The sequence below is a fragment of the Rhodococcus sp. G6(2025) genome (assembly GCF_058628105.1).
In genome coordinates this window covers 751,761-776,523 of record NZ_CP179751.1, presented here as the reverse complement: position 1 = coordinate 776,523, position 24,763 = coordinate 751,761, and the positions used below count along the sequence as shown (strand labels likewise).

Here is a 24,763-nt window from a genome sequence, read left to right as displayed (position 1 = left end):
TTGCGATCACCCTTCTTGGCGTAGATGGACGACGGGGACGGGATTGATGACCGTGGGTGCATTCGGCGGGAGTCGACGGTCGCAGTCTGCGGGCGCACACCACGCGATGCCACGTGCCGGCTTCGGGCTCCGGGTACCCGAAGCCAACTGTATCTACACCGTGCGGCGACGGGCGCGGCCCGTGAATCCGCACTAGGGTGTGTCTCCCAATGATTTGTGGTGTTGTGCTGCAGACTCTTCGGTGTGGCAGACGTTGTTGATCGGTTTGAGGTGTTGACGGACAAGCAGTGGGAGTTGCTCGAGCTGCTGTTGCCCAGTTCCGACGGGCTCCGGGGGCGGAAGTTCCGGAACAATCGTGTGGTGGTCGAGGGGATGCTGTATCGACTGCGGACCGGGTTGCCCTGGCGAGATCTCCCGTCGCATTTCGGGCCGTGGAAGACGGTGTGGAAGCGACATCGCCGCTACGCCGGAGACGGAACCTGGGATCGGGTGCTGACGGCTCTGGTCGCGATGGCCGACGCCGGCGGGAACCTGGACTGGGCGGTATCGGTCGATTCCACAGTGGTCCGTGTCCATCAGCACGGTGCGAACGCCGCCCGCCACACAGGGGGATCTACCGAATTACACGAACCTCGGTGACGAGCCTGCCGATCACGGCATCGGCCGGTCGAGGGGCGGGTTGACCAGCAAGGCGCACCTGGCGTGCGACGGTCACGGGCGCCCACTGTCGGTGCTGGTCGGCCCCGGCCAAGCCGGTGACAGTCCGATGTTCGCCCACGTACTGGAGGGAATCTGCGTCCCGCGGCTCGCCGGCGGAGCGCACCGCACGCGCCCCGACGAGGTCCGGGCCGACAAGGCGTACTCATCACGGGCCAACCGGGAACTGCTGCGCAGCAGAGGCATCAAGGCGGTAATCCCCGAGAAGACCGATCAGGCAGCGAACCGGGTGAACAAGGGCCGCTCGGGTGGGCGGCCACCGAACTTCGACCCGGAGTCCTACAAGGGGCGCAACGTGGTCGAACGGGCCTTCAACAAGGCGAAACAGTGGCGTGCGGTGGCCACCCGCTACGACAAACTCGCCCTCACCTACCGCGCCGGATTCCTGCTCGCCGGCATCGTCGAGTGGCTCAAACTATTAGGAGACATGTCCTAGTGTGAACCCGTTAATGTGACGCCGCTTACTCTTCCCCGACTCCATTGAATCCTCAACCAGCGTGTCGTTACCCTGATATCACGCCCTTACGCCAGCACTTTCCGCAGGCGACGAGGACAGGGAAGCATCCCCCGGACACGACGCCTTCCCATTCACCGATGTCGAGAACAGGCATCAGCGCATCGGCACTGCCATCCCGCTTCCGAACGTGGTGCCGATAGGCCGTCATCCCCGCCGTCGTCGCGTCACCGCCTGACCGCGGCCTTCTCCAGAGGCCGAGGAAACCCGGAAACGTGTCGAATAGGACTGTCGAGCAGCATGTCTCGGATACGTCGCTGCGCATACCAGTTTTCCAACCTTCACTACGAGGAGGCAGCCCACCCGCGTCTTCACATCAGACGGACCGGCACGAAGCGTGCATCTACTCGCCGGCCGCTCCCCTTTCCCGCACCCGGCACACCCGACTGCATAGTCCAATGTCCTCTTTTCGAAAGCGACTCATCCCACTCGTGTCTGATCTTCCGCACCTCCGCATCCACGCCGACGGGAACTGGCAGGACCTCGCATCGTGCCGCGGTACCGATACCGACCTGTTCTTCTCCCCCGACTGGGAACGCGGGAACGTCCGTGCCCGCCGCGAACACGCCGCCAAACAGATCTGCCGCGACTGTCCCGTGCTGACCGAATGCCGCACCCACGCCTTGTCCGCCGCCGAACCGTATGGCATCTGGGGCGGCATGTCCGAGACCGACCGCGCCCGCCACCGACGACGACGCACCCGCCCTGACAGCACACCCGTCCTGAACCACCCGCATCGTGTTCGAGCAGGTGACGGGCACCACGAACAAGGCGCCGACGCCCTGCTCGCCGGAACCTCGGCACCATCGACCATAGGGAACCTTCTCGCCGCACCCGCCCGAACCACCAAATGGACCCACCGATGACCACACCCACGCCGCGCCCTCTAACCACCGCAGTGTCCACCGCGTAGATCAGACACCACCTCGACCGCACCACACCCGATCACACACCCCCCGCCCGGCCTCGATGACCGACCCCACGACCGCGGTCCGAAACCCGAGGTAGGCAGGCGCCGATGAATGACATGTGCAGGCACCGATGAATGCCGATCCCGCCTTCGAGGATTCCGCCGACCGCTGCGCGGACGCGCTCCCCCGCAGCCGCTTCCTCACCGACCGCTACCTGCGGTCGGTCGACGCCGACGGCCTCGCGGTCATGATCTTCCCGGACCCGACCCCCCACGACCTCGTCTACGCCACCGACGAGAGAGAGCGCCGAGAAAATCGACGAACTCCAGCTCACCCTCGGTGAGGGACCCTGCCTCGAATCACACCAATTCCAGGCACCACACCTGATCGACGGCCTCACCGAACCCACCGCGGCTACCCGGTGGCCGATCTTCGTCACCGAAAGTCTCCACCCTCGGTGTCCGCGTCATCTACGCCTGCCCCTGTCCACCCGCCAGGACGGGCCGGTCGGAGTCTTCGAACTCGACCGCACCCACCCCCGACCTCACCCACGCCAAGTACCGATCCGCGCAGCGCTACGCCGCCGCCCGCGCACCGACCCTGGTCACCAATCTCCACACCCGCACCGCGACCCCCTGGCGCGATGACCACCACCTGTTCCGCCATAGCAACATCTCCGTCGCCGCCCGCCTGACCGCCCACCGTCTCGACACCCCCGCCGCGGAGGCACTCCTACGCTTACGCGCCGCGGCCTACGTCGACAACCGCGCCATCACCGACCTCGCCGACGACATCGTTGCAGGACATCGTTGCAGGACATCGTTGCAGGTCACCGCACCCTCCGACCAGCACACGAAAACACCGGCACAGCGGGCAGACCCGCACCGGCCGACCGCGGGGCAGGGACCAGAGCTGCACCCCTTCGGTGGTGTTCGTGTCGGCCGTCGGCGTTCGGGTACTCGGACCACACCCCACCCCAACCTGTTCCCTGCTCCCGGGAGGCCCGATGGACACAACCTTCACCTTCATCGGCAACGCCACCGCCCTCATCCGGCATGGCGAGATCACCGTCCTGACCGATCCGAACTTCCTCCACCAAGGACAACGCGCCTACCTCGGATACGGACTCGTCTCCCGGCGCCTGCGCGAACCCGCGATACGCATCGACGAACTACCGCCGATCGACGTGATCGTCTTGTCCCACCTGCACGGTGACCACTGGGATCGCACCGCACAGCACAACCTCGACCACGACATCCCGGTGGCCACCACCCCACACGCCGCGAAGAAACTCGTCAAACGCGGATTCGGTCGCGCCCACGGCCTCTACACCTGGTCGACCCACGAGATCCTGAAAAGTGGTACTCGACTGACGATTACCTCCCTGCCCGGCCGGCACGCACCCGGTTGGACGCGGCGGCTGCTTCCCCCGGTGATGGGGACGATGCTCGAGTTCGGACCTGAAACAGGAGCTGCGGAACGTCGCCTTTACCTCTCCGGCGACACCCTCGTCGTCGACGACCTCACCGCCATTCCGCAACGCTTCCCCGACATCGACACCGGTGTGCTGCACCTCGGCGGCACCCGCTTACCCGCCGGGCCCGCGCTGCCGTTCGGTCTCACCGTGACCATGGACGGTCGCCGCGGTGCCGACGCCGTCGAACTCATGGACCTGCCCCGGGTCATTCCCGTCCACTACGACGACTACACCGTGTTCGCCTCACCACTGTCCGACTTCGCCCGCGAACTTGACCGACGCGGATTGAGCGGGCGGATGATCCACGTTGACCGCGGCACCACCATCACCCTCTGACCACAACACAGCGACCCTCCACCCTGTCCTCCCCCGTGTGGGCCTGACATACGTGCGCAGTGTCGTGTCGACCTCTACGGCCCTCGGCGGCGAGCACAATAACCACGGGTTCCCGGACCGACGAACGCCAACCTCAGTGGAAGCGCAGACTTACTGGGCGCCACATAATCCCTTCGCCGGCGCGGACGGAGTCAGGCACCTCCGATCGCGAACCACCTCCGCCGGATTCCCACCCAGCAAGTACGGTCGTTTCCGTGCGTCGCTTCGACGGCGGTGCCCACCTCGTTCACGGGGCCGAGACCATCTAGGAGCAGCGAGCACCACAATCGCCAGTCGACGCGGGCATGGTCCTCTACAGTGAACCCTATGGCGGAGTTCCGGATCGCCGTGGAACCTGATGGCTTCGTGACCGCCAACACGCCTCATCTCCTCTTACACGCGGTCCCGCAGCGAGACAACGACTTCGTCCTCGCATCAACCCAACGGAGGGACGTACCGTTCGCTTGTGCCCGCAGCCCTCGGCGGTCGAACACCGCTGTCCAGAGGCGCTGGCGTCGCTGGGCGCCCGTGCCCGCGGGTGCGGATGCCGATCACACGGTGGAGCTGGGATATCGGGACGACTGCCCGTTGCGGTGCGCCCGCGACAGTCGCCGGTAGACGTCGATGTAGGCGTCAACCATGACACCGTCGGAACAATGTGACCCGGCCCGGGCGCGCGCCGCCGCACGGGACAGTCCCACAGTCTCCGGGATCGCTCGCACCAGGGCATCCAGGTCATCGGGTGGGACCAGCCGACCACAGTCCTCGGTCAGCACCTCCGGGATCCCGCCCCGAGCGAACGCGACCACGGGGGTGCCGCAGGCGAGTGCTTCGGCGACGACCAGGCCGTAGGGCTCGTCCCATACCGGTGTCACCAGCGCCGCCGCGGACCCGCCGATCGCCTCGGCCAGTGCGGGCTGCTCGAGGTGCCCGAGATACGTGATGCCGGAGCCGAGATGGGGGCTGATGGACCGGACGAAATAGTCCGTGTCGCTGATCGGGCCGGCCAGCACCAGAGGGTATCCGGCGCGCCGCGCAGCAGCGATCGCGAGGTGGGCACCCTTCTCGGGCACCAGACGGCCGAACCAGATCAGACGCCCGCTGCCGGCGCCGACCGGCCACGCGGCGAGGTCGACCCCGTTGGGAATGACCTCGATATCGCCGACCACATGCGCCCACGCGGCGGCGGTGTGTGCGCTCACCGCCGCGAAATGGGCACCCTGCCCGCGGCTGACCGCGATGGCCGACTCCAGCCACGGGGTCGGCGGGGTGTGCAGCGTGCACAGAATCGGGGTGGGGACGGTGTCCGCCATGGCCACCGGCAGGTAATGCAGGCTGTGGTTGTGGATCACGTCGAACGCCCCCGCCAACGGGCCTGCGAGGGTGAGCATCAGCTGCAGATACGCGTGATGCTCGGCCATGAACCGGGTCGACGGCATCGATGAATCCGCCCGTGCCGCCGCGCTTATCTCCAGTGTCCGGACCTCGAGATGCGCACAATCGAGCGCCGGATCCGAGCCCGGACCGGCGAACAACGTCACCCGATGCCCGCCCGCAGACAAGGCACGCGCCAACCACCACACATGCGACTCGAGGCCGCCGGCAAAAGGCTGCCGGATCGGGAAAAGGCACGAGGCGAGCAGCGCGATACGCAGCGGCGACCCGCTCACGACAGTGCCCGTCGGCGCCGACGAATCACAACGGACCCTGCATCTCCGGTGACCGCCACCCTCCGGGCACCGTCGGCCCATCGACCGGCACCGGGCCCAGAAGCCGGACACGGTCATCGTCGTCGAATTCGGAGGGACACCGAACAGTCACATCCGACGCCGAAGCCACTCGGATCATCTGCACACCCTCTCGCCGAAGAAATGCTGTCGTCACGTTCAGCACTCCTACCTACACTCCCGAACGGAACGTCGCCTCTGACGGTGCGGAACCTCTCCCAGCGTGCGACCACAAGCCGTCCGCTTCTCGACGCGTGCCCGAAACGGAATCCGCCCAAACGGGTGCTCCCTCGGATGCACGCGCTGTCCCGATCCGCGGCATCCGGGATCGCCTCCGTGGCGAACGGTAGCCGCGCCTGCTCGTCTCGATACGCCGCGTTCAATCTGTGGTGACGAGCTGTTGCGCCGCGAAAGCGTCACCGCTTCGACAGCATGAGTTCGAAGCGGTGGCGCTGCTCGCGCAGCGGCATGCACGATCTGCAGTCGAGCCGAAGTGGTGTAGCCGACCGCGGCTACCTTCGACCGCGGCTACCTTCTTGGTTCCTTAGATTCCATGTCTACGAGCCGAGACGGCCGGGAACACTCTCCCGCGCGGATATCAGCGCGCGCCTGCTGGACCGGTAACACCGTCCCAGCGTCGTGGCGTCCCGCCACCGCAGCGGAGTTGGGCGGAATTACGCTGCCGCGTAGGCACACCCACGCCGTTCGGTGGTTCAGTAACGCGCTGCTGCCGGGCAGCGACGTCAGTCGATGACCGCGTCCACCGCCTTCTTCAGAGCGGAAGGCTGCGCCGGTGAGGTCGGCGCCTTCTCCTTCAGTTCGAGCAATCCGGCACCGATCTCCTGCAGCTTCTTGCGTCCCAGATGCTCACGCACCTGCGGGAACCACTCGTCTTCTTCTTCCTGAATATGGTGCTCGACGTTCTCGATCAGCACGGTCGTCTTGGCGTCAAATCTCTCGTCCTCCGGGGACATCGCCGCCAGTTCAGAGACCAGGACGTCGGCGACATGGTGTTCCTCGTAGGACTCGAGCACATCGTCCTCCAATTCGGGAACCAGGTCGCGGACCTTCGGATACATTCCTTCATTCTCGATGTAGGTGTGGACGGTCAACACCTCGATGATCTTGCCGACAACCTCACCCTTCTTCGCGCCTTCTCCGGCACTGCGGAACGCACGGAACAACTTACGGATTTCTTTGTGATCGTTCTTCAAGATCACGATGGCATCGGACGACATGAGATCCCTCGATGAAATCGGGCCCGATTCCGGGCTGATGGGCGCCAGACGTTAGTACCCCAAGTCGCACGAGAGGAAACCGTGCGGCAACACCACACAAGCCAGTCGGGGGCGGGAAACCGCCTGTTCGACCGCCGCGTACGATCGCCCGTGCCCGTCTCCGGCCGGCAGGGCGATGCCAGCGGGCCGGTGTCGGCTCGTTTTGGCTTCGGCGGGGTGGGGCACACGCGGTGCATGACGTCGTTGTGGCGAGACCACCAAAGGGCCTCTCTCCCCGATAGTGACCACGGCGTCACGACGTCACGCGCTCACGCCGCACTCGGGTGTCGGGCGGACCGGTCACGTCGAACTCCACCCGAGCCCGCGCAACGGCGAGGCACATTCCTGCGGAACGGTAGGTAACGATGAGGATCGCAGTGTTCGGTGCCGGATACCTCGGTGCCACTCACGCCGCCTGTATGGCCGAACTCGGGCACGACGTGTTGGGGGTCGACGTCGACCCGGCGAAGCTGGCGACACTCGAAGCCGGCGAGGTGCCGTTCTACGAACCCGGACTCGAGGACGTGCTCCGCCGCAACGTCGCCACCGGGCGGCTGCGCTTCACCTCCTCGTATGAGCAGGCCGCCGCGTTCACCGCGGTGCATTTCCTCTGCGTCGGCACCCCGCAGAAGAAGGGTGAGTACGCCGCCGACCTCGTGTACGTCGACACGGTCATCGACACCCTCGCGCCCCTGATCACCGGTCCCGCGGTGCTCTTCGGCAAATCAACCGTGCCGGTCGGGACCGCCCAGCGGCTCGGCGCCCGTGCACGAGAGCTCTCACCCGCCGGAGCCGAACTGGAGGTGGCGTGGAACCCGGAGTTCCTGCGAGAGGGATTCGCCGTCCAGGACACCCTGCATCCCAACCGGCTGGTGCTCGGCATCGACCGCCACCGACTCGGCCGCGCAGAAGAAGTGGCACGCGGGGTGTACGCGCAGCTGCTGGCCGCGGACGTCCCCTTCCTCGTCACCGATCTGGCCACCGCCGAGTTGGTGAAGACGGCGGCCAACGCCTTCCTCGCCACGAAAGTCTCGTTCATCAACGCCATCTCCGAGGTATGCGAGGCCGCCGGCGCCGACGTCACCGTGCTCGCCGACGCGCTCGGATACGACGCCCGCATCGGGCGCCGCTTCCTCAATGCCGGAATCGGGTTCGGCGGCGGCTGCCTGCCGAAGGACATCAGAGCGTTCATGGCCCGGGCCGGCGAACTCGGCGCCGACCAGGCACTCACCTTCCTCCGCGAGGTCGACAACATCAACATGCGACGTCGTACCCGCACGGTCGAACTTGTCCGGCACACCTGCGGCTCCCTCCTCGGTGTGCGGGTCGCGGTCCTGGGTGCAGCATTCAAGCCGGACTCCGACGACGTCCGCGATTCGCCCGCGCTGAACATTGCCGGACAGATTCAGCTGCAGGGCGCGTCCGTGAACGTCTACGACCCGAAGGCGATGGACAATTCGCGCGTGCTGTTCCCGACGCTGGGATACGCACCGACCGCTTCGGACGCGTGCCAGGGCGCCGATGTGGTCCTGGTGCTCACCGAGTGGTCGGAGTTCTGCAAACTGCAACCGGGCGACCTGGATGCGGTCGTGCGCAACAAGGTGCTTGTCGACGGCCGCAATTGCCTCGATCCCCAGCAGTGGCGCCGCGCGGGATGGACCTATCAAGGGCTCGGACGACCATGACACCAATCCGGTCACCCCGGACTTTTGCACACACGTGCGGTTGGCGTCTCGGTGCCCGGCGCCTTTCTTGGTGGTGCCGAACGCAACCCGATTGCCACTGACATGTTCAGGTGTTACCCGCAAGCCGGTGCCGTGACACCAACCGATGGTGCCTCAGGCGCTTTCGTGGTCTTCGAGTCCGACCGGCGTCACGCAGTTCGTCCCGGTGCCGGGACAGTGCGGGTTTGTCGGTCGCGAGTTCGCCCATCAGGTCGCTCAGTGCGTCGGCGATCGCGTTGAGCTTGTGCCGGGCGTCGTCGGCCCGCTACTGAGTGTTCTGCAGCAACGCGACCAGCAGGAACGTGACGATCGTGGTCAGGGTGTTGATGAACAGTCGCCAGGAATCGATGTTGCTGATCACCAGAAACGACGGCGCCCACACCAGCACCAGGAGAACACACAACGCGAAGAACCACGCATGGTGACTTCCTTTTCGCACATGCTCCCTATCCCCTACCCCAGCACGGCAACTCTCAACCGGACATCGAGGCGTGACCGAGGCGGAGATGCCTGGCCGAAGGGCTTTTCGGGGGACAGTGACCAACCGGGCTCCGTCACTTCGGGGTCCGGAACCGGCGACGGTGACGTGCCAGGGGTACCTACCCGAACCCTGCGCGCCGACACCCGCCCGGTGCATGGGCAGGACCTGTTTCGGGCCTGGCCACCCCAGGTACTCGACACAGACCGCCCACACTCTCTGCAGACCTGCGAAGGGAATCATCATGGCTACCGGAGAAACCGGCTTCGACGACGTCAGCTTCGATCTCATCTCCGTCCAGTACCACTCACTCAAAGCCGGCCACGACTACGGCCAATATGTGCGTGACGCGAGGAACGCCGACCGTGACGACATCGCGTCGTTCTTCGAGCAGGTGATGGCCGAGGACGCCGACCGCGCCCGCCGCTGCCACGCCTTGCTCAAAGAGCTGTCGGGTTCGGCGGATGCCGGTCCGGCGATGACCTGACCTCGTCGGCGCCGGTCCCGAAGCCGAAACTCCGTATTGCTGAGGAAGTCTCCGATGTTCCACTCGCCCGACGACACCGTGGTTGTCGGCGACGACGTTTTGCCGGTCATCACTGCTCTCGCCGAGCTGACCGACATCGTCGCCGACGACCCGCAGGTGTATTTGCGCCACTCGAAGAGTCCGCGCGTCGACGCCGAGAAGGGCCCGTCCCGGGACTATGAAGCGCATCTGACGTTGCCGGGTCTGTCGGAGACCACGATCTCCCCGGAGCCGTTGCGACCGCCCGGTCGAAGAGTGGGTGGCCCGGCGGATTCACAGGCACGCCGAACTCGCCGCGGAAGACGGCTGCTTCGCCTGGCTGCTGAAGGGGACCGTGGTGGGCCGGCGTCCGGACCACGAACCGTTGCTGACCGATATCGAGCCGCTGGCCCGGCTGGATCGGAAGGTCCTCGACGAGGCCGCGCTGGTCTACCGGGAACGATTCGACCTGGGCCGGGAGTCCACCAGCTGACACGACGACACTCGTGGCTGTCGTCGCAGGAAAACAGGGAACAGCATCGTTTGAAACGACACCGGTCGCCGGACGGCTGCACCAGCTGTTGGATGTGAACTGATGCAGCCTCGACGGCTCTGATGCTCCGGAACACCGAAGCTGTCTGGAGGGTCGGGTACCCGGATTCTGAGGGGGCAAATCGCACTCGCGGTGTGCGTGCCGTATCAGCGAGTTTCGGTGGCGCAGGAGATGCCGCCGGGCTCGTAGAGTGAGAACCATGGGGCGGGTTCGGCGATAGAGGATGTGATTTGTGGAGGATCGGCGGCGGTCGCTGTGGCATGCCGTCGCGGACGCCACGGGCAGCCCGGGACAGTCTGGGTGGGCGCAATCGGTATGCCGCAACGGTGTTGCGGTGCTGCCGGGGGTCGATGCCGCGGCGGTGACGCTGCGCGCGACCGAGACCGCCCAGGACCTGCTCGGTGCCAGCGATGACTGGGCGCGGGCGCTCGAGGATCAGCAGTACACCCTCGGCGAGGGACCGGGGGTGGCGGCCTTCCGCACCGGGGAACCGGTGCTGGTGGGCAGCCTGGACGCTGCGGACCGTTCCTGGCCGGCGTTCACCGATGCCGCGCAAACGTTGGGGATGGGCGCGGCGTTCGCGTTCCCATTGCAGTTCGGTGCCATCGCGCTCGGCACCCTGGATCTGTATCGGCGCGCCCCCGGGATGCTGGCGGGCCGGGCGATGGCGGACGCCGCGGCGTTGGCGGACCTGATCACCCTGGCACTGCTCGGGAGGGAGCAGGCGCACAGGGGCGGGCAGGACTGGTTCTCCGGCGCGGGCTCGTACCACGACGTCAACATCGCCACCGGGATGCTGGCCGCACGCCTGGGGATCAGCCTAGGCGATGCCTTCGCCCGGTTGCGTGGGCATGCCTTCCTGCTCGACCGCACAGTGCTGGAACTCGCCCGGGACGTGATCGCCCACCGCATCGACGTCGACGACCTCGGCGAGTGAGACCATGGAAGCCAGGAGGCGAACCCACATGTCGCAGAAGAGCCCGGACCCGGGGGTCAGGGTGATCGACGCACTGTCGGAGATCGCCGGAGCGCTGGTCGACAGTCAGCAGGACGTGGGGGCGGTGCTCTTCCGGAGCACCACGATCGGGGTGGAGTTGTTGTCGGCGGCCGCGGTCGGGATCATGATCGTCGATCCGCGCGGCGGGTTCGGGGTGGTCGCCGCCTCCGACGAACGGGCCCGGTTGGTGGAGTTGCTGCAGACCCAGACCGAGAGTGGCCCGTGTCCGCAGTGCATCCGCACCGGGGAGGTGCTCGCGGTTCCGGATCTGGCGGTCGATCCCGACCGGTGGCCGGAGTTCGCCGCTGTTGCCCGCGACATCGGATATCGTGCGGTGCTCGCGATCCCGATGGTCCTCGACGGCCGCACCGTCGGCGGCCTCAACGTCCTCTACAGCCAGCCCACCGTCTTCGACCAGGAAGATCGTCGGCTCGGCGGTCTGCTCGCCGCCCTGATCGTGCTCGAGCTCACCCGAGACGAAGAGGACGACCGGGCCGGCCGGCTGGCGGAGCGGACGCTGGTGCTGCTCAACGACCGGGTGCATGCCGGGCAGGCCACCGGTTTCGTCGCCGGCACCCTGGACGTCTCACCGGCTCGGGCCCGCGGATTGCTCGACGACTACAGCCGTCTGCACGCGGTGCCGCTGCGGCAACTCGCACGCCGGATCACCGACGGCACTGTGCATCCCATCGAGCTGACCGAGACCGGCACTCTCGAGGCCGGGAGCGGGAAGTAACACCACCACACCGCCGACGGCCCTCAAGTCCGATGCACGTCCTGAGCTGACTTTACGGCCAGTCCGGATCGGACCGGCCGTGCGCGGCGGCGTCGACCTGACCGCGCAACCGATCGGATTCGGCGGTGCTGGTTGACCCCACGCAGTCGGAGTCGAACTCACCGGTGGCCTGCTCGGTGGACAGCCCACCCCACTGCCGCAGAATGCCGATGCTCTCCGCCCGGGCGGCCCGCAACTCGACAGATCGGCGCAGCCGCAGGGCGGCGGCACGCAGTGAGAGTTCGACGGGGCCGGACACGACGGGTCACCGTCCTCTCGTCATCGGCCGCGGACCGGGACAGGGATCGGGATCGGGACGGGGACCAGGCCCTCGACCCGGCCCTCGACCTGGACCTCGACCGGGGTCGGGACCGGGGCCGAGGTGGACGATCCGTTCCGCGACCTTGGCGACCGGGGTGTTCGAGTCCTGGGACAGGGTCACGAGGATCTGGAATGCCTGGTCCGCGCAGACCGAGAAGCGTTCCATCAGCATGCCCTTGGCCTGCCCGATCAGATCACGGCTGACCAGCGCGGACCGGAACTGCGACTCCCGTTGGCCGGCGGTGACCGCGATCGCGGCATGGGCGGCGAGGACTTCGCCGATGGTGACCGATTCGTCGTCGAACGCGTGCGCGGTCGTGGCCAGCACATTCAGGGCGCCGGTGGTTGCGGTGTGGGTGTAGAGCCGAAACGAGACGATGCTGTACACGCCGGCACGTAGCGCTTGCGGGGTGAACCGCGGCCACCGCACCTCGACGGTGAGGTCGTCGCTGCGGGTGACGAACCCGTCCACCGCGGCGTCGACGCACGGACCCTCCCCGAATCGGGCCTGCACCCTGTCGAGATCGGCCGGCAACGCCGACGTGGCGGCATGGGACTCGTAGTGGTGCCGTCCGGCGATGGTCAAAATGTCGGCGCTGTCCGCGCCCGGGATCAGGTCCACCGCGGCCTGGGTCACCGCACACAGGGTGCTGTTCAGGTCGCTCGGCGCGGTCCAGGAGCGGGCCAGATCGGCCATCAACACCCCGAGACGATCGTGATCGACATCGGTCACCGGTGCACCGCCCTTTCGCGTTGCCGGCGTCGGCGCCTGGGACATAGCAACGCTTCAGATTGTGCTGGGGCCACGCGAAATCACCGGAGGCATCTTCTCTCGCCTCACCTCGAACACTACGCCCCGACACCCACCGCAAACCGGCCCCAAGGGTCGGTAAAATGGGTTCGTTTACCGCGGTAGAGAAGCCTGCCCACCCCCAGCGGCAGGTGAGGTGTGCCTGACGCGTGTTTGCCAGGAGGAGATCACCGATGTCCCACCAAACCTTCTCGCCCGACAATGACCTCGACGTCATCGCCCGGGTCGACGCCGTCGCCTCCGCCCTGGATCAGTTGCGCGTACGCTTCAGCGTCGCCGACCCGCCCACCACCCCCGTCGCCGACCAGCCCACCACCTCGTTCCTCGAGCAGTTGTGCCGGTGGGCCGTCGACACCATTCCCGGCGCGCACATGGCCGGCATCACCCTTGTCCATCCGGACGGCCCCGCGACCACCCCGGCGTGCACCGACCCCCGGGTCGTCGACATCGACGCCGACCAGTACCGGACCGGGCAGGGACCGTGCCTCGAAGCCGCCGCCACCCGCACGGTCGTCAGGGTGAAACTCGACGAGTTGCCGGAACGCTGGCCTGATTTCGCCGCCGCGGTTCGTGGTCTCGGAGTGCGCAGTTACCTGTCCGCGCCGCTGCGCCTGGCCGAGGATCATATCGGTGCCCTCAACCTCTACAGCATCGACGGCCACGGCTTCAGCGACCTCGACGCCGCCCTGCTGACGATCTACACCACCGTCGGGGAAACCATCATCAGCCTCTCCCGCGACCTCGACCGCGCCCGCCACGACCTGTCCGGCGTGAAAACCGCCATGGAGAACCGGGGCGTCATCGAACAGGCCAAAGGCGCCCTCATGGCCTCCCGCGGGATCGACGAGGACACCGCCTTCGCGTCCCTCGTCGACGCCTCCCAACGCGAAAACGTCAAACTCGCCGCCGTCGCCCACCGGATCGTCACCTCACTCGACCGCCATTCCTGAAAATCGCTCCCCGACTGTCCCGACCATGCCGTGTGAGCCGACCCGGTGCCGTAAGACCCCACGGGAGCTTGGAATCCGTGCCGCGTGTCGAGGGCCCCCTCTCGAACAGCGACATCGCTTGACGCTCGATTCGACACACGCGGTGGGTGTACTGGCGGGGACGAACAGTCGTCTGCCACCCCTGGGAAAGCGGCAGCTCGGCAGGCTTCTATCATCGGAATCTGCAGGTTGAGAGAGCAGCCCTGGTAATTCTTCGCCCCGGCGGAACGAGTCCAGGTTTGATCGCCACACGTCACCCTGCGTCGGTTCCCCGGGATGTCCGTCCGGAGGCCCCCTTCCCATGGCATCGCTACCGTGCCCTGTTCCACCGACCATGCACCCCGAGGGTCGCGATCCCCGGCGCACCGACCCCCACGGTCCGCTCGTCGCCGAGTGGGGTGCCCGGGCAGCATGCCGAGGCGTCGACGCTGCGATCTTCTTTTCCCCCGACAAGGAACGCGGACGCGACCGCGCCCGCCGGGACGCCGAAGCGAAGCGGCTCTGCGCGAGCTGCCCGGCGCTCGCACCCTGCCGCAACTACGCCCTGTCCGCTCCCGAACCGTACGGCACCTGGGGCGGGATGAGCGAGACCGAGCGACGCCGATACGCCCGCCAGCAGCGGCGTGCCGCGAGCATGCAGTAGTCCCGCAGCGGCCGACGACCGGGGACGCGAAACCCGCGTACGCGCACACGGCCTACGGGCTCAGTGGTACGCCGGTGACGAGGAGGAGGATCGGCGCCCGACCACGACGGGGTGGTCGGCGCCGCGGTCGTCGGGTACTGGTGGCGATCGCGGTGCCGGCAACGGCCGTGACGTCGCGGGACGAGGGCAGCACAGTCGGGTCGCTCTCGGTCCCGGCGCCCGCTCCCACCGCGAGTGGCAGCCCGGCCCCGGCCGCGCCGCCGCCGATGATCAGCTTCGAACCGATCGCCCCGGCACTTGCGATTGTCGCGCCGAACGTGACGCACCGCGCAGACGTGGGCAACGGCGGCGGGAACGGCAGCCAGGGCGGCGGCAACGACGGTCCGGGCCACCGGAAGCAAGGAACCACCAATGGGGCAACGGCAGTGGCGGCGGCGGGAACTGAGCGGATCATTTACGGTGCTCGCTGGCCATCACCAGGAATCGACTGCGCCGCTTCCGCGGAGTGCGGGGATCATTAATGACAGGAGGGAACCTTTGGTGCGATGGTCACTTCGGTGGACCCATAAGGATGTGTCAGCATGGCGATCGTGACGTGATCGCCTTGGCGCGTCGTTCAACCCGAGCTCCAATGCCGTTGGAACTACGCACGATTGAAGCGGATGCGCCGTGCCGGCCGAGGTCGACGGCGACTCGGTGTGCGTGGGTCCCGCGAATCGGCGTGGAGCGGCGCCGAGATCAGGAGAAAACTGCGTCGCCGATATCCCGGTGCACGAGTTCGAACCATGCACTGGTTCCGCCGCGAACGTGCGGATCCGGGTAACACAGGGCCAGGCGTTGCCCGTCGAACGCGGTGAACCATTCGTACCAGGAAATGTGCTCGAGTCCCGCGGTGCCTTGGCCCGGCACGTCGATGCGCAGAACTCCGGCGCTGTTGGCGGTCGCCGTGTTCGTCATCCTCGCCGGTGCGCCGTGGTGCGCCTCGACCCAACGGCGGATCTCGTCATGGTCTGTGGTGATGTGGCGGTGTGCGCTCTGCATGGTCATCGGATCAGTTTCTCGGTCGCAGTCAGCCCTGAGCTGGGTGTTTCTTTTGGAGGAGATCCCGGATTACCCACAACCGCGACAGATGAATCGAACACCAGCTCAGGGCCCGGCATGGGGGCGAGTCGAGGGTTCCGCGGTCGAGGAGCCACAGGGCATGCTCGGCGGGGTTGTTGCGCCAGCGGTAGATCACCCCGTCGGCGCCCGGGTCGGCGCCCAGGGTTGGGGACGCCGCGGTCCCAGCCGACCACCGTTCCCGACAGGGCCAGAGCCGAACGCACCACACGGACGGGAGAACAGTCTCAGCCCTCGTCTGGTGGGGTGGGTTCGATGTCACCGTCGTCGACGAAGACCAGAGTGCCGTCATCCGCGGCGACGGCCCACCGGCGCACCGGCGCCCACTCGGGACCGGCACCGGTGCCCGCCTCGGCTGCGTAGTCGTCGACCACCACACCGGACATCCAGGCTGACCAGGCGCCGCTACCTGCCCGTACCCGGACCCGTGCACCCGGCCACGATCGGGCCACGAGCCTCCTTCGGCGTTTCGGGCAGGGAGATGATTGTGGGATGATTGTGGTATCCCCACCCCGAGGCCTCCTCGCACAGCCCCGCCGACGGGTGGACACGTGCGACGAACCATTTCCCCACCGACGAGGGGCAGTGTGTATCCACCAACTCGCTGGGCGATGATCTAGGGATCGGGGGCAGTGAGGGAGGCGATCAGCGTCTGGGCGACACGGTGCAGCTTGGTGCCGGTCCGCTGCGAGATCTCCACCAGCCGGGAGAACGCCTCATCGGCGGTGATGTGGTGCATCGCCATCAGCATGCCCTTGGCCTGGTCGATCTCGGCCCTAGACATCAGCGCCGCCTCGAGTTGCCCGACCGTCGCCGCCGCGCTGTGCCAGCGACGGCTGTTGCTGATCGCCGCCGACGCCGCCGTCGTCAGCAGGCGCATCAGCTTCTCGTCGAACGGGTCGAACGCCTCCGCCCGGTAGCTGTAGACGTTGAACGACCCGACCAGCTCCCCCGGTCCGTCGCCGTCGACGATCACCGGAACCGACAGATACGCGCGGATCCCCGCCAGCTTCGCGGCCGTATCGAATTCGGGCCACTGATCGGTATGTTCCCCGATCACCGCGCGGACCGGTGCGCGGCTGTGGGCGGCTTCGAGGCACGGTCCCCGGTTTGCCGCGTACTGCTGCGCGTCAATGTCCAGCACGGTGTCGTCGGTGGCCACGATCGTGACCGGATCCGGGGTGTCGATCCGTGTCACGCTGACCGCGTCCGCATCGAGCAGGGCGATCACCGCCGTGCGGGCTAGTCGGCCCAACACCGCCTCGAGGGTTTCCTCCGCGGCGGTCGCCGACCGCAACTGGTCCAACGCCTCGGTGACGGTGTCCAACGCGACACCGACCGTCTCCATCGACACAGACCCGGCGCCGTTCGCACCCAGCTCACCCATCACGACCAGGCCTCCAACCCACTCAACCCCGTCTCCCCTGAGTATCCCCCTCCACGCATACTCCGCGAAGTCAGGTGCCCAGCTAGAGCCGTCGACGAGCGACCGTGGTCATCCGCTCGACCAGCACCGGCCGCAGCGGGGCCGGCGCAGCGACGTCGAGGTACCCGACCAGTGTCCGGAAGAACGCCGTGGTGTCCATCCCGAAATCGGCCCCTGATGACCTCGGCCGGGCCGCCGCCGCGGGCGCACCACCGCAATGCGAACGCCACCATCCGACTCAACTCGGTCGAATCCGCGGTCACCACCGCCCCTGGCGGTGCTGTGCACCGGTTGCCGCCCCACGGGTCCAGGCCGCCAAGACCTGCCGCGAACACGATTGCCCGGTGCCGGCGGCATCGCCGGCGACGGCCACCGGGTCGAGGTGGGCACTCCGTCGGGTGGATCCGCCGGCAGCCGGCACAGTGGATCGGCACGGTGCTCTCATCCGGCAGCGCTCAACCCTTCCGGGCGGCCGGCGCCGACGGCGAGGGCTGCGAGAGAGCCGTTCGACGAACCCGACCGGCCTGGGATCGGGAACGACGGATCCCTTCTGCCGGCGTGCCGTTGGGGTGCGCGGGCCGCCAGAAATGCCTCGGCGACGGTGGCGAAGCAGGGCACCGCCGCACCGAGGCCGATCCTCCTCAGCATCGAGCGCACCTCCGCCGATGCCGCCACGGTCAGGCGGCACCGCTGCGCCGACAGATCGGTCGCGGTGTCGTGCAACGCGGCGAACCCGGGGCAGCCGAGAAACGGAACATCCAACAGGTCGACGACGACACTGTGACCGGTCAGCACCGATTCGTCCAGGCACGCCGACAGCCCCGGTGCGGTTCCGGCGTCCACGTTCCCGGCCACCCGGATCACCACCGGACCGCCGGGTGGCTCGTCGATGTCGATGCGGAACTCGGTGGCCCCCGACGCGGTGGCGTTCGGCCGCCAGGTGTCCGTCAACCAGGACTGCACCTGCTCCGGTGAGTCGACGACGGAATGGAAGTAGGTCATGAGGTTTCCTCCGGGGTGGAACCGGCCCGAAAACCCAAAAAAGGCCGAGAATCTAGCCGGTGACGGACAAAAATGCCTGCCGGGCTGTGTACTCAACCTCTGCCCTCAACGATAACGCCCATTGCCCAGGAAGCAACCCACATCCCGGGACACGGCATACCGCCGACCCACCATCCCGGCCGCTGCCGGAGATCCTCATCGCAGGCACGTCCGAGCAGTGGTTTTACCCCACGGCGGACGGGGTCGCCGTCACACAGGTTCCACCCCGTCGGGCGGCCCGGCTCGGGTCGAGATCCGTTGGGGTGATTCGATGTTCGATCAGTGTCGAACCGAACGGACCCTCGACACCAGCGAGGCATGCGCCCGCTACGGCGTCAGCTCGCGTGCGCGTGCCGGTGCGAAGGGAGTTGGGCGAGGAGCTGCTCCCATTCGTCGAACCGGACCGCCTCCGGTGTGCGCCGACCGGGCGAAGCCCCGGCGGCGAGGTCGACCAGATGCCGGGCAGCACCGACCACGGTCAGGTGATGGCGGCGGGAGACGTCGAGGAGTTCGTCGAAAGCCTGGGCGTCGCTGCAGCGGCGGGCGGCCATCAGGATGCCCTTCGCGGTGGCGAGAAGTTCGCGACCGTCGGGGCGGCGCCGGGGCATCAGGCGCGTGGGGGCGGGAATCGGGGTCAGGGGTGATTCTGCGGTGTCCTCGAACATGTGGTGTGTCCTTTGCTCTCCTACGTCGGCCGGGAGGTGCCGGTGTGCCAACAACCACTCCCGAACGGACGCGAAAATGTGAGTCACGTCACTGCCGATGCCCGATAGTTCTAGCACACGCCCGCCGGGCCCGCGATCCGCACACCCGCCCAAGTACCGGTATCGGTCGCCGTCCCCGCAGGTCACGGCGTGTTCCTGTCAACCATGAAGCATCGCCGCGGAACGAGGGCGGCGGCGGGTCGCCGGTGGTCAGGTGGGTAGGGACGAGAGGACGGTCAGCGCGCTGAGGGCGAGCGTGACGATCAGCCCTCCGGTGATCGCCCCGCCGCTGCCCGCGCCGAGAACCAGGGGTCGTCCATCACGAGGAGCGCCCTCCGGGTCGTCTGCGGTCATCAAATTTCTCCTTGGTTCCTGGCTCGTCACGGCGAACTTATCTGCATCTCAGGATATAGATTTTTTACCTTCTCGGCGTCGGAAATTCAAGCCGAAACGCACGATCACCGACTCGACGCGCACAGCCCCGATCGGCGTGGCACGATCCCCGCCTGCCCCACATCCCCCACATGAAGCTCGGCTGCCATTCGCACGAATGACGCGGGTGAAAGCGGGACCTCGGCGAGAACACTTCTCCGGAGTGGGGTTCAGCCGAGAGGGTCCACCCGCCCCTCCTCCGAAATGTCCAGATCCCCTGCCAGAAAACGACAATCGAAAGATCGGCAAACTCCGAACGGACCCGAATCACGATCCCACCCCGGAAATGCGGACGCTACAGCACGCCCGGACCCCGGGCACCGGGTCACCTCACCGGACCCTCTAATGTGACGGGTCCGAACACGCAGAGCTTGAAGGAAAACCACCATGGCCACCGATTACGACGCCCCCAGAGTCGGCGAATCCGACGACACGGCGGACACGTCCCTCGAACAGCTGACCGCCAGCCGGAAAGACATCCAGTCCCCCGTCGTGGACGTCGAAGACACCGACACCGCCGAGTCCTTCGAACTGCCCGGCGCCGACCTGTCCGGTGAAGAACTCACCGTCCGCGTCCTCCCGAAGCAGGCGGATGAATTCACCTGCACCAGTTGTTTTCTGGTCCACCACCGCAGCCGCCTCGCCGACCCAGCGCAGCTGATCTGCCGGGACTGCACCTAACCGAACACCGGAAGCCACCGGCTACCTCGGATGGCCCTGGGCTCCTCGCCGCCGCACGAGCATCCCGCATCCCAACATCTCGGGGCGGGACCCGCCCGCGGGCGGCGGTGTGCCGCCGTCAATCTCCCCGGTGCCGGCCGGGTGTGGGCCACGGCCCCATCCCGATCACGTTCCGGGATGGGGCCGTGGAAACTCGGATCGACGGGCAGGTCCTCGGTGTAGACGAAGGTCAGTCGCCCGTCGTCGACCGCGATTCCCCACCGATGCACCGGCGCCCACACGTGCCCACCACCGCCAGGGTCGGTCACTGCCGCGTCGTCCGCGATGATCTCCCCGATGATGTCGGCCGCGGCGCTCCTGCGAACCAGCTCCCGGACCGGCCGTCAACGGCATGATCCCCGGCAACAGGAACCCCACATCTCGTCGACCCGCTGCTCGAGATCCACGCGATGGGTCGGGACCTGGGCACGGCCCGATGCCGGAGGAGCAGGCCGCTCGCGCGCCCCCGGTGAACGCGCCGAAGACGAACCGCGCGAGCGTCGGCGGGCCGCGGGTCCAGCTCAGCAAGATCACCCCACCAAGGCAGTCCCCACCGTGTCCCTCGCCCAAGGGCGGCGACACCGGCACGATGCGGATCAACCTCAACTGAACCCGCGGCCGGCGCGGACTCCTCGGCAACGGCGCAATCGACCTCGAACTCGCCTGCCTCTACCAACTCAACAACGGGTCCAAAGGCGTCGTCCAAGCACTCGGCAACGCATTCGGCGACCTGCACTACCCGACCTACATCGCCCTCGACGGCGACGACCGCTCCGGCACCAACACCGGCGGCGAGAACCTCCACATCAACCTCGCCCACCTCGCCGACTTCAAACGCATCCTCATCTTCGCCTACATCTACGACGGCACCCCGAACTGGTCCGCCGCCGACGGCGTGGTCACCTTGTACCCACCCCACGGCCCCCAAGTGGAAGTACGCCTCGACTCGCCCGACAACCGCGCCCGATCCTGCGCCATCGCCCTGCTGAAGAACGAGAAGAACGAATTCACCGCCATACGAGAAGTGCGATACATCAACGGAACCCAATCCGAAATCTCCAAAGCCTACCGCTCGGGAATGAAATGGACCGCCGGCCGCAAATGACCGCACCCGAGTGGCCCGACCGAGGGGTGATCGCCGCCGGACGTACGACCCCCATCCGACGACCACACCACGATGTCAGCGCGAGTGCCGGGAATCGACCACCGACTGAACCGAAGCTGATCGGCCTCGCCTGACCGCAAGAAGAGACCACACAGCGACACACCGTCCGGGCAAATCGGCCACCGATAGTGGCCGTTTCGGTACGGGAGACAGTTCTCGGCACCGACACTCACCCAGCAGGTGCCAGCGGAACTCCCATCGGCCCCTCGGTGCACACTGTCGACCAGCGCTCGTGAATGCAACCTCCCGTACCAGTCGCACCGACCGTCCGCCCGCGTTCATGGCTGTGACACCGGCGCGCTCATCTTCGGTGAGCCTGGCTTCGAAGAGACAGGCAAGGGTTCGTCCACTGAACGTCCGTCGGATTGAGAGACCCCGGCAACCCGGAGTCGGTGTGTCACGCTCAAGAGCGGACACCACTCGGTTCAGCCGCCCACAGCCGGCAACTTCGCCGCAGCGTCATGGAAGGCACGCACGATTGCGGCCGAAATCCGACCGCGAAAGGACACTTCACGGCCCTCCCCGATCGCCCACTCTCGAATCTCCTTGGCCGTCGTCTTCGCCGGAGCCGTGCCCGCCGCCGCTCCCTTCACCGGAGCATCCTTCTCGACAATCTTCTCCACGGCCGTCTTCTTCGCCGGAGCCTTCTTCGCCGGCACCGTTTTTGCCTGAGCCTTCTTCGCCGGCACCGTTTTTGCCTGAGCCTTCTTCGCCGGCACCGTTTTTGCCTGAGCCTTCGTTGCCTGAGCCTTCGCTGCCTGAGCGTCATGGAAAGCTTGCACGATCTCGGCCGAAATCCGGCCGCGGGAAGACACTTCGCGACCCTCTCCGATCGCCCACTCTCGAATATCCTTGGTCGTCGTCGCCGCCGGAGCCTTGCTCACCGCCAACGCCTTCGTGGCGACAATCTTCTCCGCCGCCGTCGACTTCGCCCCTGCCGTCTTCGCCGGCGACTTCCTCACCGACGCCTTCTTCGCAGCCGTCATCTTCGGCCCTGCCGTCTTCGCCGGAGACTTCTTCGCAGCCGTCTTCTTCGCGGGAGCCTTCTTCGCGGGAGCCTTCTTCGCAGCCGTCTTCTTCGCGGGAGCCTTCTTCGCGGGAGCCTTCTTCGCGGGAGCCCTCCCCTCGACTATCTTCTTCGCGGCCGCCTTATTCGCCGGCGCCGCTTTTGCCTGAGCCTTCGTTACCTGAGCGTCATGGAAAGCTTGCACGATCTCGGCCGAAATCCGGCCGCGGGGAGACACTTCGTGGCCCTCTCCGATCGCCCACTCGCGGATCTCCTTGGTCGTCGTCTTCGCCGAACCTTCGGAAATCCTCGGTGATACCACCTTCGCGCTCTCCTTCTACGTCAGGGCAATCGTCGAACGCACACAGTAACGGCAGGCTCGTCCTGGAAATGAGGAAGCTCACCGAACTAACAATTCAACGTCTCAAGACATTGTCCATGTGGGCAGACCAAACACGATCCTCTTCGAGCTCAAAATCACATCGCACCGAGCTTCATGCAGGACGAGCACGACTCACCCCGACAGGGACCATTCTCCACCGAAATCCCGAAATTGCCTCGGCAGCTGCGGCATTGAAATGGTCGACATTGCCGAATTCGGTGTTCACGGTGCCGAGCAGGGTGTGCGCCCGACGGCCCACCACCTACTCACCGACGACTGTGCCGCAATTCCGGCGGTGCAGCGCCTCCCTGACTCGGGTCACAGCGGCACCGAACCTTACCTCGCGAAGGCCGCGCGCCGGCCACATCCCCAGCAGCCCGGAGAACACCGTCGTGGCCGTGCCACCGCATTCGGGGGGTGGTCACCCACAGCCGGCATCATTCTCTTCCGCACCGCACTCACACACACGGTTCACCCGAAACCGGCTGCGGCACCGTGCACACGAGTGCAGACAACTCGACACAACACCGCGATGATCAACAGCACCGGGACGGCTACCCCTCGCGACAACAGTGGGGCGCGCGCCGGCCGAGAAACCGCGGGTGCTCACTCCGATCAACTGGCGTCAGCCATACGTCGCCTCGCTATCCCACTGTCAGATCGAAAATCGTGACCGAGCGAGGCGAGCACCATCTCTCGGGCCCATCCGTCGGCATCGAACGGCGCCGACCGCACCACCATCAGCATCGGCGGTTTCCGTCCGTCGACCAGCATGAGCGTGAGTTCATTGCATCCGTGCCGGCACTCTGTAATGCAGCCCTGCGCGGCGACAATCGTGCGGGTCAAGATGTCGGTCACGGTCCGGCGGGTCTGCGCGTAGTCCCACCCACGCCGTCAGCTAGGCGCCCTGGCCGAGCCAGATGATGTTCCGCTGGCCACCGCAGGACCGCCACCTCGACATCCTCGTCGAGCACCAATCCGTCCACGACTTGTCGGCCAACCGTCGCGTGCGGACGATCAGGTCCGGTGGCCCTGGCCGCGCAGTATTGCCTCGGCAACCACGGCGCCGACGGACAGACCGATATACACCGCGGTCAGCTCCCCCATCGCACCTGTTCCCTTCAGCGCTGACAAGGTCTCGAGGCACATCGTCACGGCTCGGCACCCGGCCCCGGAACCCTGTGTCGGGGGCGGTAGATCTCCCAGTTCAGGCTGAGTGGCCGCCGGTGTGGGTCGCCGCGCGCATACGAATGCCCTCTACCAGCACAGATGCGGTGAGGTGCGGTTGACGTACGGTGTGGGGATGGGATCGCCCATCACCAGTCTGTACGCGCGCGTGGCGCAGGACTTCACCAATCGTCTCCTGGGCTGCCCGCAGGACCGCTGGAACTCGGCCTCCCCCTGCCCAGGCTGGACCGCCTGGGACGTCGCCGCCCATGTGGTGGGTAACCACCGACGGGCCTGCGCAGGGCTCAGGGGAAATGACTACCGGGCGCCTACCCCTGGGGAGGACGTGGTGGCCGCATGGCTGGATGCGACGGCCCGGGTACAGGCCGCCCTGGAGTCGGAGGCGACCGCCCAGCAGGTATTGGGCGCCGAGTTCGGCAACCTGCCTTTCGAGCAATTCGTCCGGCGGATGGCGTGCGCCGACACGCTGATACATACCTGGGATTTCGCGCGCGCCACCGGGCAGGACGAACACCTCGATCCCGAGGCAGTCGAGCTGGCCCGAACCTTTCTGGTCGCAGAAGACGACCGGATCCGACTCCCCCACGCCTTCGGGGCCAAGGTGGCGCCCACAGACAACGCCGACGCCCAGACCCAGCTGTTGAACTTCTTGGGCCGCGCCACCTAACAGAAGAAACTGCCTGGCGCACAGAGTCGGCCGCACGGCTCTATCGACGATGTGCCGATCGACTGGGCTGATCGCGCGGCGTCGCCATTCTTCATCGTCGCAGTCGCGTTTCGGCGTTC

At 66.8% G+C, this 24,763-nt stretch carries 27 protein-coding genes and 3 pseudogenes; 16 read left to right on the top strand and 14 right to left on the bottom strand.

Features of this window, described 5'->3' with window-relative positions:
- The first annotated feature begins 243 nt into the window (after window positions 1-243).
- From ACLIVD_RS40605 to ACLIVD_RS40590, 4 genes are all read left to right on the top strand, one after another.
- Window positions 244-1,153 (top strand): IS5 family transposase gene (locus tag ACLIVD_RS40605; protein WP_491933075.1). Its coding sequence is split into 2 segments (ribosomal slippage): window positions 244-618 and window positions 620-1,153, totalling 909 coding nucleotides; the frame shifts between segments, so codons are not numbered across the junction.
- A gap of 476 nt (window positions 1,154-1,629) precedes the next feature.
- Entirely contained in the window at window positions 1,630-2,097 is a 468-nt protein-coding gene (locus ACLIVD_RS40600; RefSeq protein ID WP_491933076.1) for a WhiB family transcriptional regulator, read from the top strand.
- Window positions 2,098-2,272: 175 nt separating this feature from the next.
- Window positions 2,273-2,485 carry a hypothetical protein gene (locus ACLIVD_RS40595; protein WP_491933077.1) on the top strand — a complete coding sequence of 71 codons (213 nt, stop codon included), beginning with the start codon at window positions 2,273-2,275 and terminating at the stop codon, window positions 2,483-2,485.
- A 663-nt stretch (window positions 2,486-3,148) separates the two neighbouring features.
- Complete coding sequence (locus ACLIVD_RS40590; RefSeq protein ID WP_491933078.1) at window positions 3,149-3,955, top strand: MBL fold metallo-hydrolase; 807 nt, start codon at window positions 3,149-3,151, stop codon at window positions 3,953-3,955.
- Between the two features lie 590 nt (window positions 3,956-4,545).
- Here the strand turns inward: ACLIVD_RS40590 and ACLIVD_RS40585 are convergent.
- Window positions 4,546-5,664 (bottom strand): glycosyltransferase, encoded by a 1,119-nt coding sequence (locus ACLIVD_RS40585; protein ID WP_491933079.1) that lies wholly within the window; start codon window positions 5,662-5,664, stop codon window positions 4,546-4,548.
- Between the two features lie 800 nt (window positions 5,665-6,464).
- Window positions 6,465-6,959: a hemerythrin domain-containing protein gene (locus tag ACLIVD_RS40580; protein WP_491933080.1), complete on the bottom strand. Its 495-nt coding sequence runs from the start codon at window positions 6,957-6,959 to the stop codon at window positions 6,465-6,467.
- 404 nt (window positions 6,960-7,363) lie between these two features.
- Here ACLIVD_RS40580 and ACLIVD_RS40575 point away from each other — a divergent pair, with 404 nt between their 5' ends.
- On the top strand, window positions 7,364-8,683 hold the full coding sequence (locus ACLIVD_RS40575) for a UDP-glucose dehydrogenase family protein (RefSeq protein WP_491933081.1): 1,320 nt from the start codon (window positions 7,364-7,366) through the stop codon (window positions 8,681-8,683).
- A 153-nt stretch (window positions 8,684-8,836) separates the two neighbouring features.
- Here the strand turns inward: ACLIVD_RS40575 and ACLIVD_RS40570 are convergent.
- Window positions 8,837-9,161: pseudogene (locus tag ACLIVD_RS40570) on the bottom strand (low affinity iron permease family protein).
- A 283-nt stretch (window positions 9,162-9,444) separates the two neighbouring features.
- Between ACLIVD_RS40570 and ACLIVD_RS40565 the strand changes: the two are divergent.
- From ACLIVD_RS40565 to ACLIVD_RS40545, 5 genes and pseudogenes are all read left to right on the top strand, one after another.
- Window positions 9,445-9,687 (top strand): acyl carrier protein, encoded by a 243-nt coding sequence (locus ACLIVD_RS40565; protein WP_491933082.1) that lies wholly within the window; start codon window positions 9,445-9,447, stop codon window positions 9,685-9,687.
- 54 nt (window positions 9,688-9,741) lie between these two features.
- A pseudogene (locus ACLIVD_RS40560) lies at window positions 9,742-9,900 on the top strand (DUF6098 family protein); the annotation flags it as partial.
- A gap of 85 nt (window positions 9,901-9,985) precedes the next feature.
- Complete coding sequence (locus tag ACLIVD_RS40555; RefSeq protein ID WP_491933083.1) at window positions 9,986-10,198, top strand: DUF6098 family protein; 213 nt, start codon at window positions 9,986-9,988, stop codon at window positions 10,196-10,198.
- Between the two features lie 292 nt (window positions 10,199-10,490).
- Window positions 10,491-11,195: an ANTAR domain-containing protein gene (locus tag ACLIVD_RS40550; RefSeq protein ID WP_491933084.1), complete on the top strand. Its 705-nt coding sequence runs from the start codon at window positions 10,491-10,493 to the stop codon at window positions 11,193-11,195.
- Window positions 11,196-11,223: 28 nt separating this feature from the next.
- Window positions 11,224-11,991 (top strand): GAF domain-containing protein, encoded by a 768-nt coding sequence (locus ACLIVD_RS40545; protein ID WP_491933085.1) that lies wholly within the window; start codon window positions 11,224-11,226, stop codon window positions 11,989-11,991.
- 52 nt (window positions 11,992-12,043) lie between these two features.
- Here the strand turns inward: ACLIVD_RS40545 and ACLIVD_RS40540 are convergent, their stop codons facing one another.
- The gene (locus tag ACLIVD_RS40540; RefSeq protein ID WP_491933086.1) at window positions 12,044-12,289 is read right to left on the bottom strand and encodes a hypothetical protein; all 246 of its coding nucleotides are present in this window, start codon (window positions 12,287-12,289) and stop codon (window positions 12,044-12,046) included.
- Window positions 12,290-12,295: 6 nt separating this feature from the next.
- Window positions 12,296-13,084, bottom strand: a complete 789-nt coding sequence (locus ACLIVD_RS40535) for a GAF and ANTAR domain-containing protein (protein ID WP_491933087.1) — start codon at window positions 13,082-13,084, stop codon at window positions 12,296-12,298.
- A gap of 251 nt (window positions 13,085-13,335) precedes the next feature.
- Between ACLIVD_RS40535 and ACLIVD_RS40530 the strand changes: the two genes are divergently transcribed.
- Together ACLIVD_RS40530 and ACLIVD_RS40525 are read left to right on the top strand one after the other, a co-directional pair.
- Entirely contained in the window at window positions 13,336-14,112 is a 777-nt protein-coding gene (locus tag ACLIVD_RS40530; protein WP_491933088.1) for an ANTAR domain-containing protein, read from the top strand.
- Between the two features lie 340 nt (window positions 14,113-14,452).
- On the top strand, window positions 14,453-14,794 hold the full coding sequence (locus ACLIVD_RS40525) for a WhiB family transcriptional regulator (RefSeq protein ID WP_491933089.1): 342 nt from the start codon (window positions 14,453-14,455) through the stop codon (window positions 14,792-14,794).
- Between the two features lie 52 nt (window positions 14,795-14,846).
- On the opposite strand, the gene ACLIVD_RS40520 is transcribed toward ACLIVD_RS40525, so the two are convergent.
- The 7 genes from ACLIVD_RS40520 to ACLIVD_RS40490 all read right to left on the bottom strand — a co-directional run bounded on the left by ACLIVD_RS40520 (window position 14,847) and on the right by ACLIVD_RS40490 (window position 19,438).
- Window positions 14,847-15,248, bottom strand: a complete 402-nt coding sequence (locus ACLIVD_RS40520) for a hypothetical protein (RefSeq protein WP_491933090.1) — start codon at window positions 15,246-15,248, stop codon at window positions 14,847-14,849.
- Window positions 15,249-15,532: 284 nt separating this feature from the next.
- On the bottom strand, window positions 15,533-15,841 hold the full coding sequence (locus ACLIVD_RS40515) for a hypothetical protein (protein WP_005563969.1): 309 nt from the start codon (window positions 15,839-15,841) through the stop codon (window positions 15,533-15,535).
- A gap of 299 nt (window positions 15,842-16,140) precedes the next feature.
- Window positions 16,141-16,365, bottom strand: coding sequence for a hypothetical protein (locus ACLIVD_RS40510; RefSeq protein ID WP_491933091.1), 225 nt, complete (start codon window positions 16,363-16,365; stop codon window positions 16,141-16,143).
- A 164-nt stretch (window positions 16,366-16,529) separates the two neighbouring features.
- Entirely contained in the window at window positions 16,530-17,300 is a 771-nt protein-coding gene (locus tag ACLIVD_RS40505) for an ANTAR domain-containing response regulator (RefSeq protein WP_491933092.1), read from the bottom strand.
- A 480-nt stretch (window positions 17,301-17,780) separates the two neighbouring features.
- On the bottom strand, window positions 17,781-18,341 hold the full coding sequence (locus ACLIVD_RS40500) for an STAS domain-containing protein (protein ID WP_491933093.1): 561 nt from the start codon (window positions 18,339-18,341) through the stop codon (window positions 17,781-17,783).
- 374 nt (window positions 18,342-18,715) lie between these two features.
- Window positions 18,716-19,045 carry an ANTAR domain-containing protein gene (locus ACLIVD_RS40495; RefSeq protein ID WP_491933094.1) on the bottom strand — a complete coding sequence of 110 codons (330 nt, stop codon included), beginning with the start codon at window positions 19,043-19,045 and terminating at the stop codon, window positions 18,716-18,718.
- Window positions 19,046-19,294: 249 nt separating this feature from the next.
- Window positions 19,295-19,438 (bottom strand): hypothetical protein, encoded by a 144-nt coding sequence (locus tag ACLIVD_RS40490; RefSeq protein WP_491933095.1) that lies wholly within the window; start codon window positions 19,436-19,438, stop codon window positions 19,295-19,297.
- Window positions 19,439-19,903: 465 nt separating this feature from the next.
- Here ACLIVD_RS40490 and ACLIVD_RS40485 point away from each other — a divergent pair, with 465 nt between their 5' ends.
- Window positions 19,904-20,197 carry a DUF4193 domain-containing protein gene (locus ACLIVD_RS40485; protein ID WP_491933096.1) on the top strand — a complete coding sequence of 98 codons (294 nt, stop codon included), beginning with the start codon at window positions 19,904-19,906 and terminating at the stop codon, window positions 20,195-20,197.
- A 967-nt stretch (window positions 20,198-21,164) separates the two neighbouring features.
- Window positions 21,165-21,341, top strand: coding sequence for a hypothetical protein (locus tag ACLIVD_RS40480; protein ID WP_491933097.1), 177 nt, complete (start codon window positions 21,165-21,167; stop codon window positions 21,339-21,341).
- Window positions 21,342-21,826: 485 nt separating this feature from the next.
- On the opposite strand, the gene ACLIVD_RS40475 is transcribed toward ACLIVD_RS40480, so the two are convergent.
- The gene (locus ACLIVD_RS40475) at window positions 21,827-22,285 is read right to left on the bottom strand and encodes an Lsr2 family DNA-binding protein (RefSeq protein ID WP_491933507.1); all 459 of its coding nucleotides are present in this window, start codon (window positions 22,283-22,285) and stop codon (window positions 21,827-21,829) included.
- A gap of 13 nt (window positions 22,286-22,298) precedes the next feature.
- Between ACLIVD_RS40475 and ACLIVD_RS40470 the strand changes: the two genes are divergently transcribed.
- Window positions 22,299-22,577, top strand: coding sequence for a hypothetical protein (locus ACLIVD_RS40470; protein ID WP_491933508.1), 279 nt, complete (start codon window positions 22,299-22,301; stop codon window positions 22,575-22,577).
- 26 nt (window positions 22,578-22,603) lie between these two features.
- On the opposite strand, the pseudogene ACLIVD_RS40465 reads toward ACLIVD_RS40470, so the two are convergent.
- A pseudogene (locus ACLIVD_RS40465) lies at window positions 22,604-22,729 on the bottom strand (Lsr2 family DNA-binding protein); the annotation flags it as partial.
- A 1,363-nt stretch (window positions 22,730-24,092) separates the two neighbouring features.
- Between ACLIVD_RS40465 and ACLIVD_RS40460 the strand changes: the two are divergent.
- Complete coding sequence (locus ACLIVD_RS40460; protein ID WP_491933098.1) at window positions 24,093-24,644, top strand: TIGR03086 family metal-binding protein; 552 nt, start codon at window positions 24,093-24,095, stop codon at window positions 24,642-24,644.
- Window positions 24,645-24,763 lie beyond the last annotated feature (119 nt).

Bases quoted from the DNA above. Each gene is read 5' to 3' on its own strand.
- ACLIVD_RS40500 (WP_491933093.1), bottom strand. From the start codon at position 18,341: ATGACCTACTTCCATTCCGTCGTCGACTCACCGGAGCAGGTGCAGTCC.
- ACLIVD_RS40460 (WP_491933098.1), top strand. From the start codon at position 24,093: ATGGGATCGCCCATCACCAGTCTGTACGCGCGCGTGGCGCAGGACTTC.
- ACLIVD_RS40520 (WP_491933090.1), bottom strand. From the start codon at position 15,248: ATGATCCGCTCAGTTCCCGCCGCCGCCACTGCCGTTGCCCCATTGGTG.
- ACLIVD_RS40565 (WP_491933082.1), top strand. From the start codon at position 9,445: ATGGCTACCGGAGAAACCGGCTTCGACGACGTCAGCTTCGATCTCATC.
- ACLIVD_RS40485 (WP_491933096.1), top strand. From the start codon at position 19,904: ATGGCCACCGATTACGACGCCCCCAGAGTCGGCGAATCCGACGACACG.
- ACLIVD_RS40575 (WP_491933081.1), top strand. From the start codon at position 7,364: ATGAGGATCGCAGTGTTCGGTGCCGGATACCTCGGTGCCACTCACGCC.
- ACLIVD_RS40505 (WP_491933092.1), bottom strand. From the start codon at position 17,300: ATGGGTGAGCTGGGTGCGAACGGCGCCGGGTCTGTGTCGATGGAGACG.
- ACLIVD_RS40590 (WP_491933078.1), top strand. From the start codon at position 3,149: ATGGACACAACCTTCACCTTCATCGGCAACGCCACCGCCCTCATCCGG.
- ACLIVD_RS40490 (WP_491933095.1), bottom strand. From the start codon at position 19,438: ATGACCGCAGACGACCCGGAGGGCGCTCCTCGTGATGGACGACCCCTG.
- ACLIVD_RS40595 (WP_491933077.1), top strand. From the start codon at position 2,273: ATGAATGCCGATCCCGCCTTCGAGGATTCCGCCGACCGCTGCGCGGAC.
- ACLIVD_RS40525 (WP_491933089.1), top strand. From the start codon at position 14,453: ATGGCATCGCTACCGTGCCCTGTTCCACCGACCATGCACCCCGAGGGT.
- ACLIVD_RS40495 (WP_491933094.1), bottom strand. From the start codon at position 19,045: ATGTTCGAGGACACCGCAGAATCACCCCTGACCCCGATTCCCGCCCCC.
- ACLIVD_RS40530 (WP_491933088.1), top strand. From the start codon at position 13,336: ATGTCCCACCAAACCTTCTCGCCCGACAATGACCTCGACGTCATCGCC.
- ACLIVD_RS40580 (WP_491933080.1), bottom strand. From the start codon at position 6,959: ATGTCGTCCGATGCCATCGTGATCTTGAAGAACGATCACAAAGAAATC.
- ACLIVD_RS40545 (WP_491933085.1), top strand. From the start codon at position 11,224: ATGTCGCAGAAGAGCCCGGACCCGGGGGTCAGGGTGATCGACGCACTG.
- ACLIVD_RS40515 (WP_005563969.1), bottom strand. From the start codon at position 15,841: ATGACCATGCAGAGCGCACACCGCCACATCACCACAGACCATGACGAG.
- ACLIVD_RS40600 (WP_491933076.1), top strand. From the start codon at position 1,630: ATGTCCTCTTTTCGAAAGCGACTCATCCCACTCGTGTCTGATCTTCCG.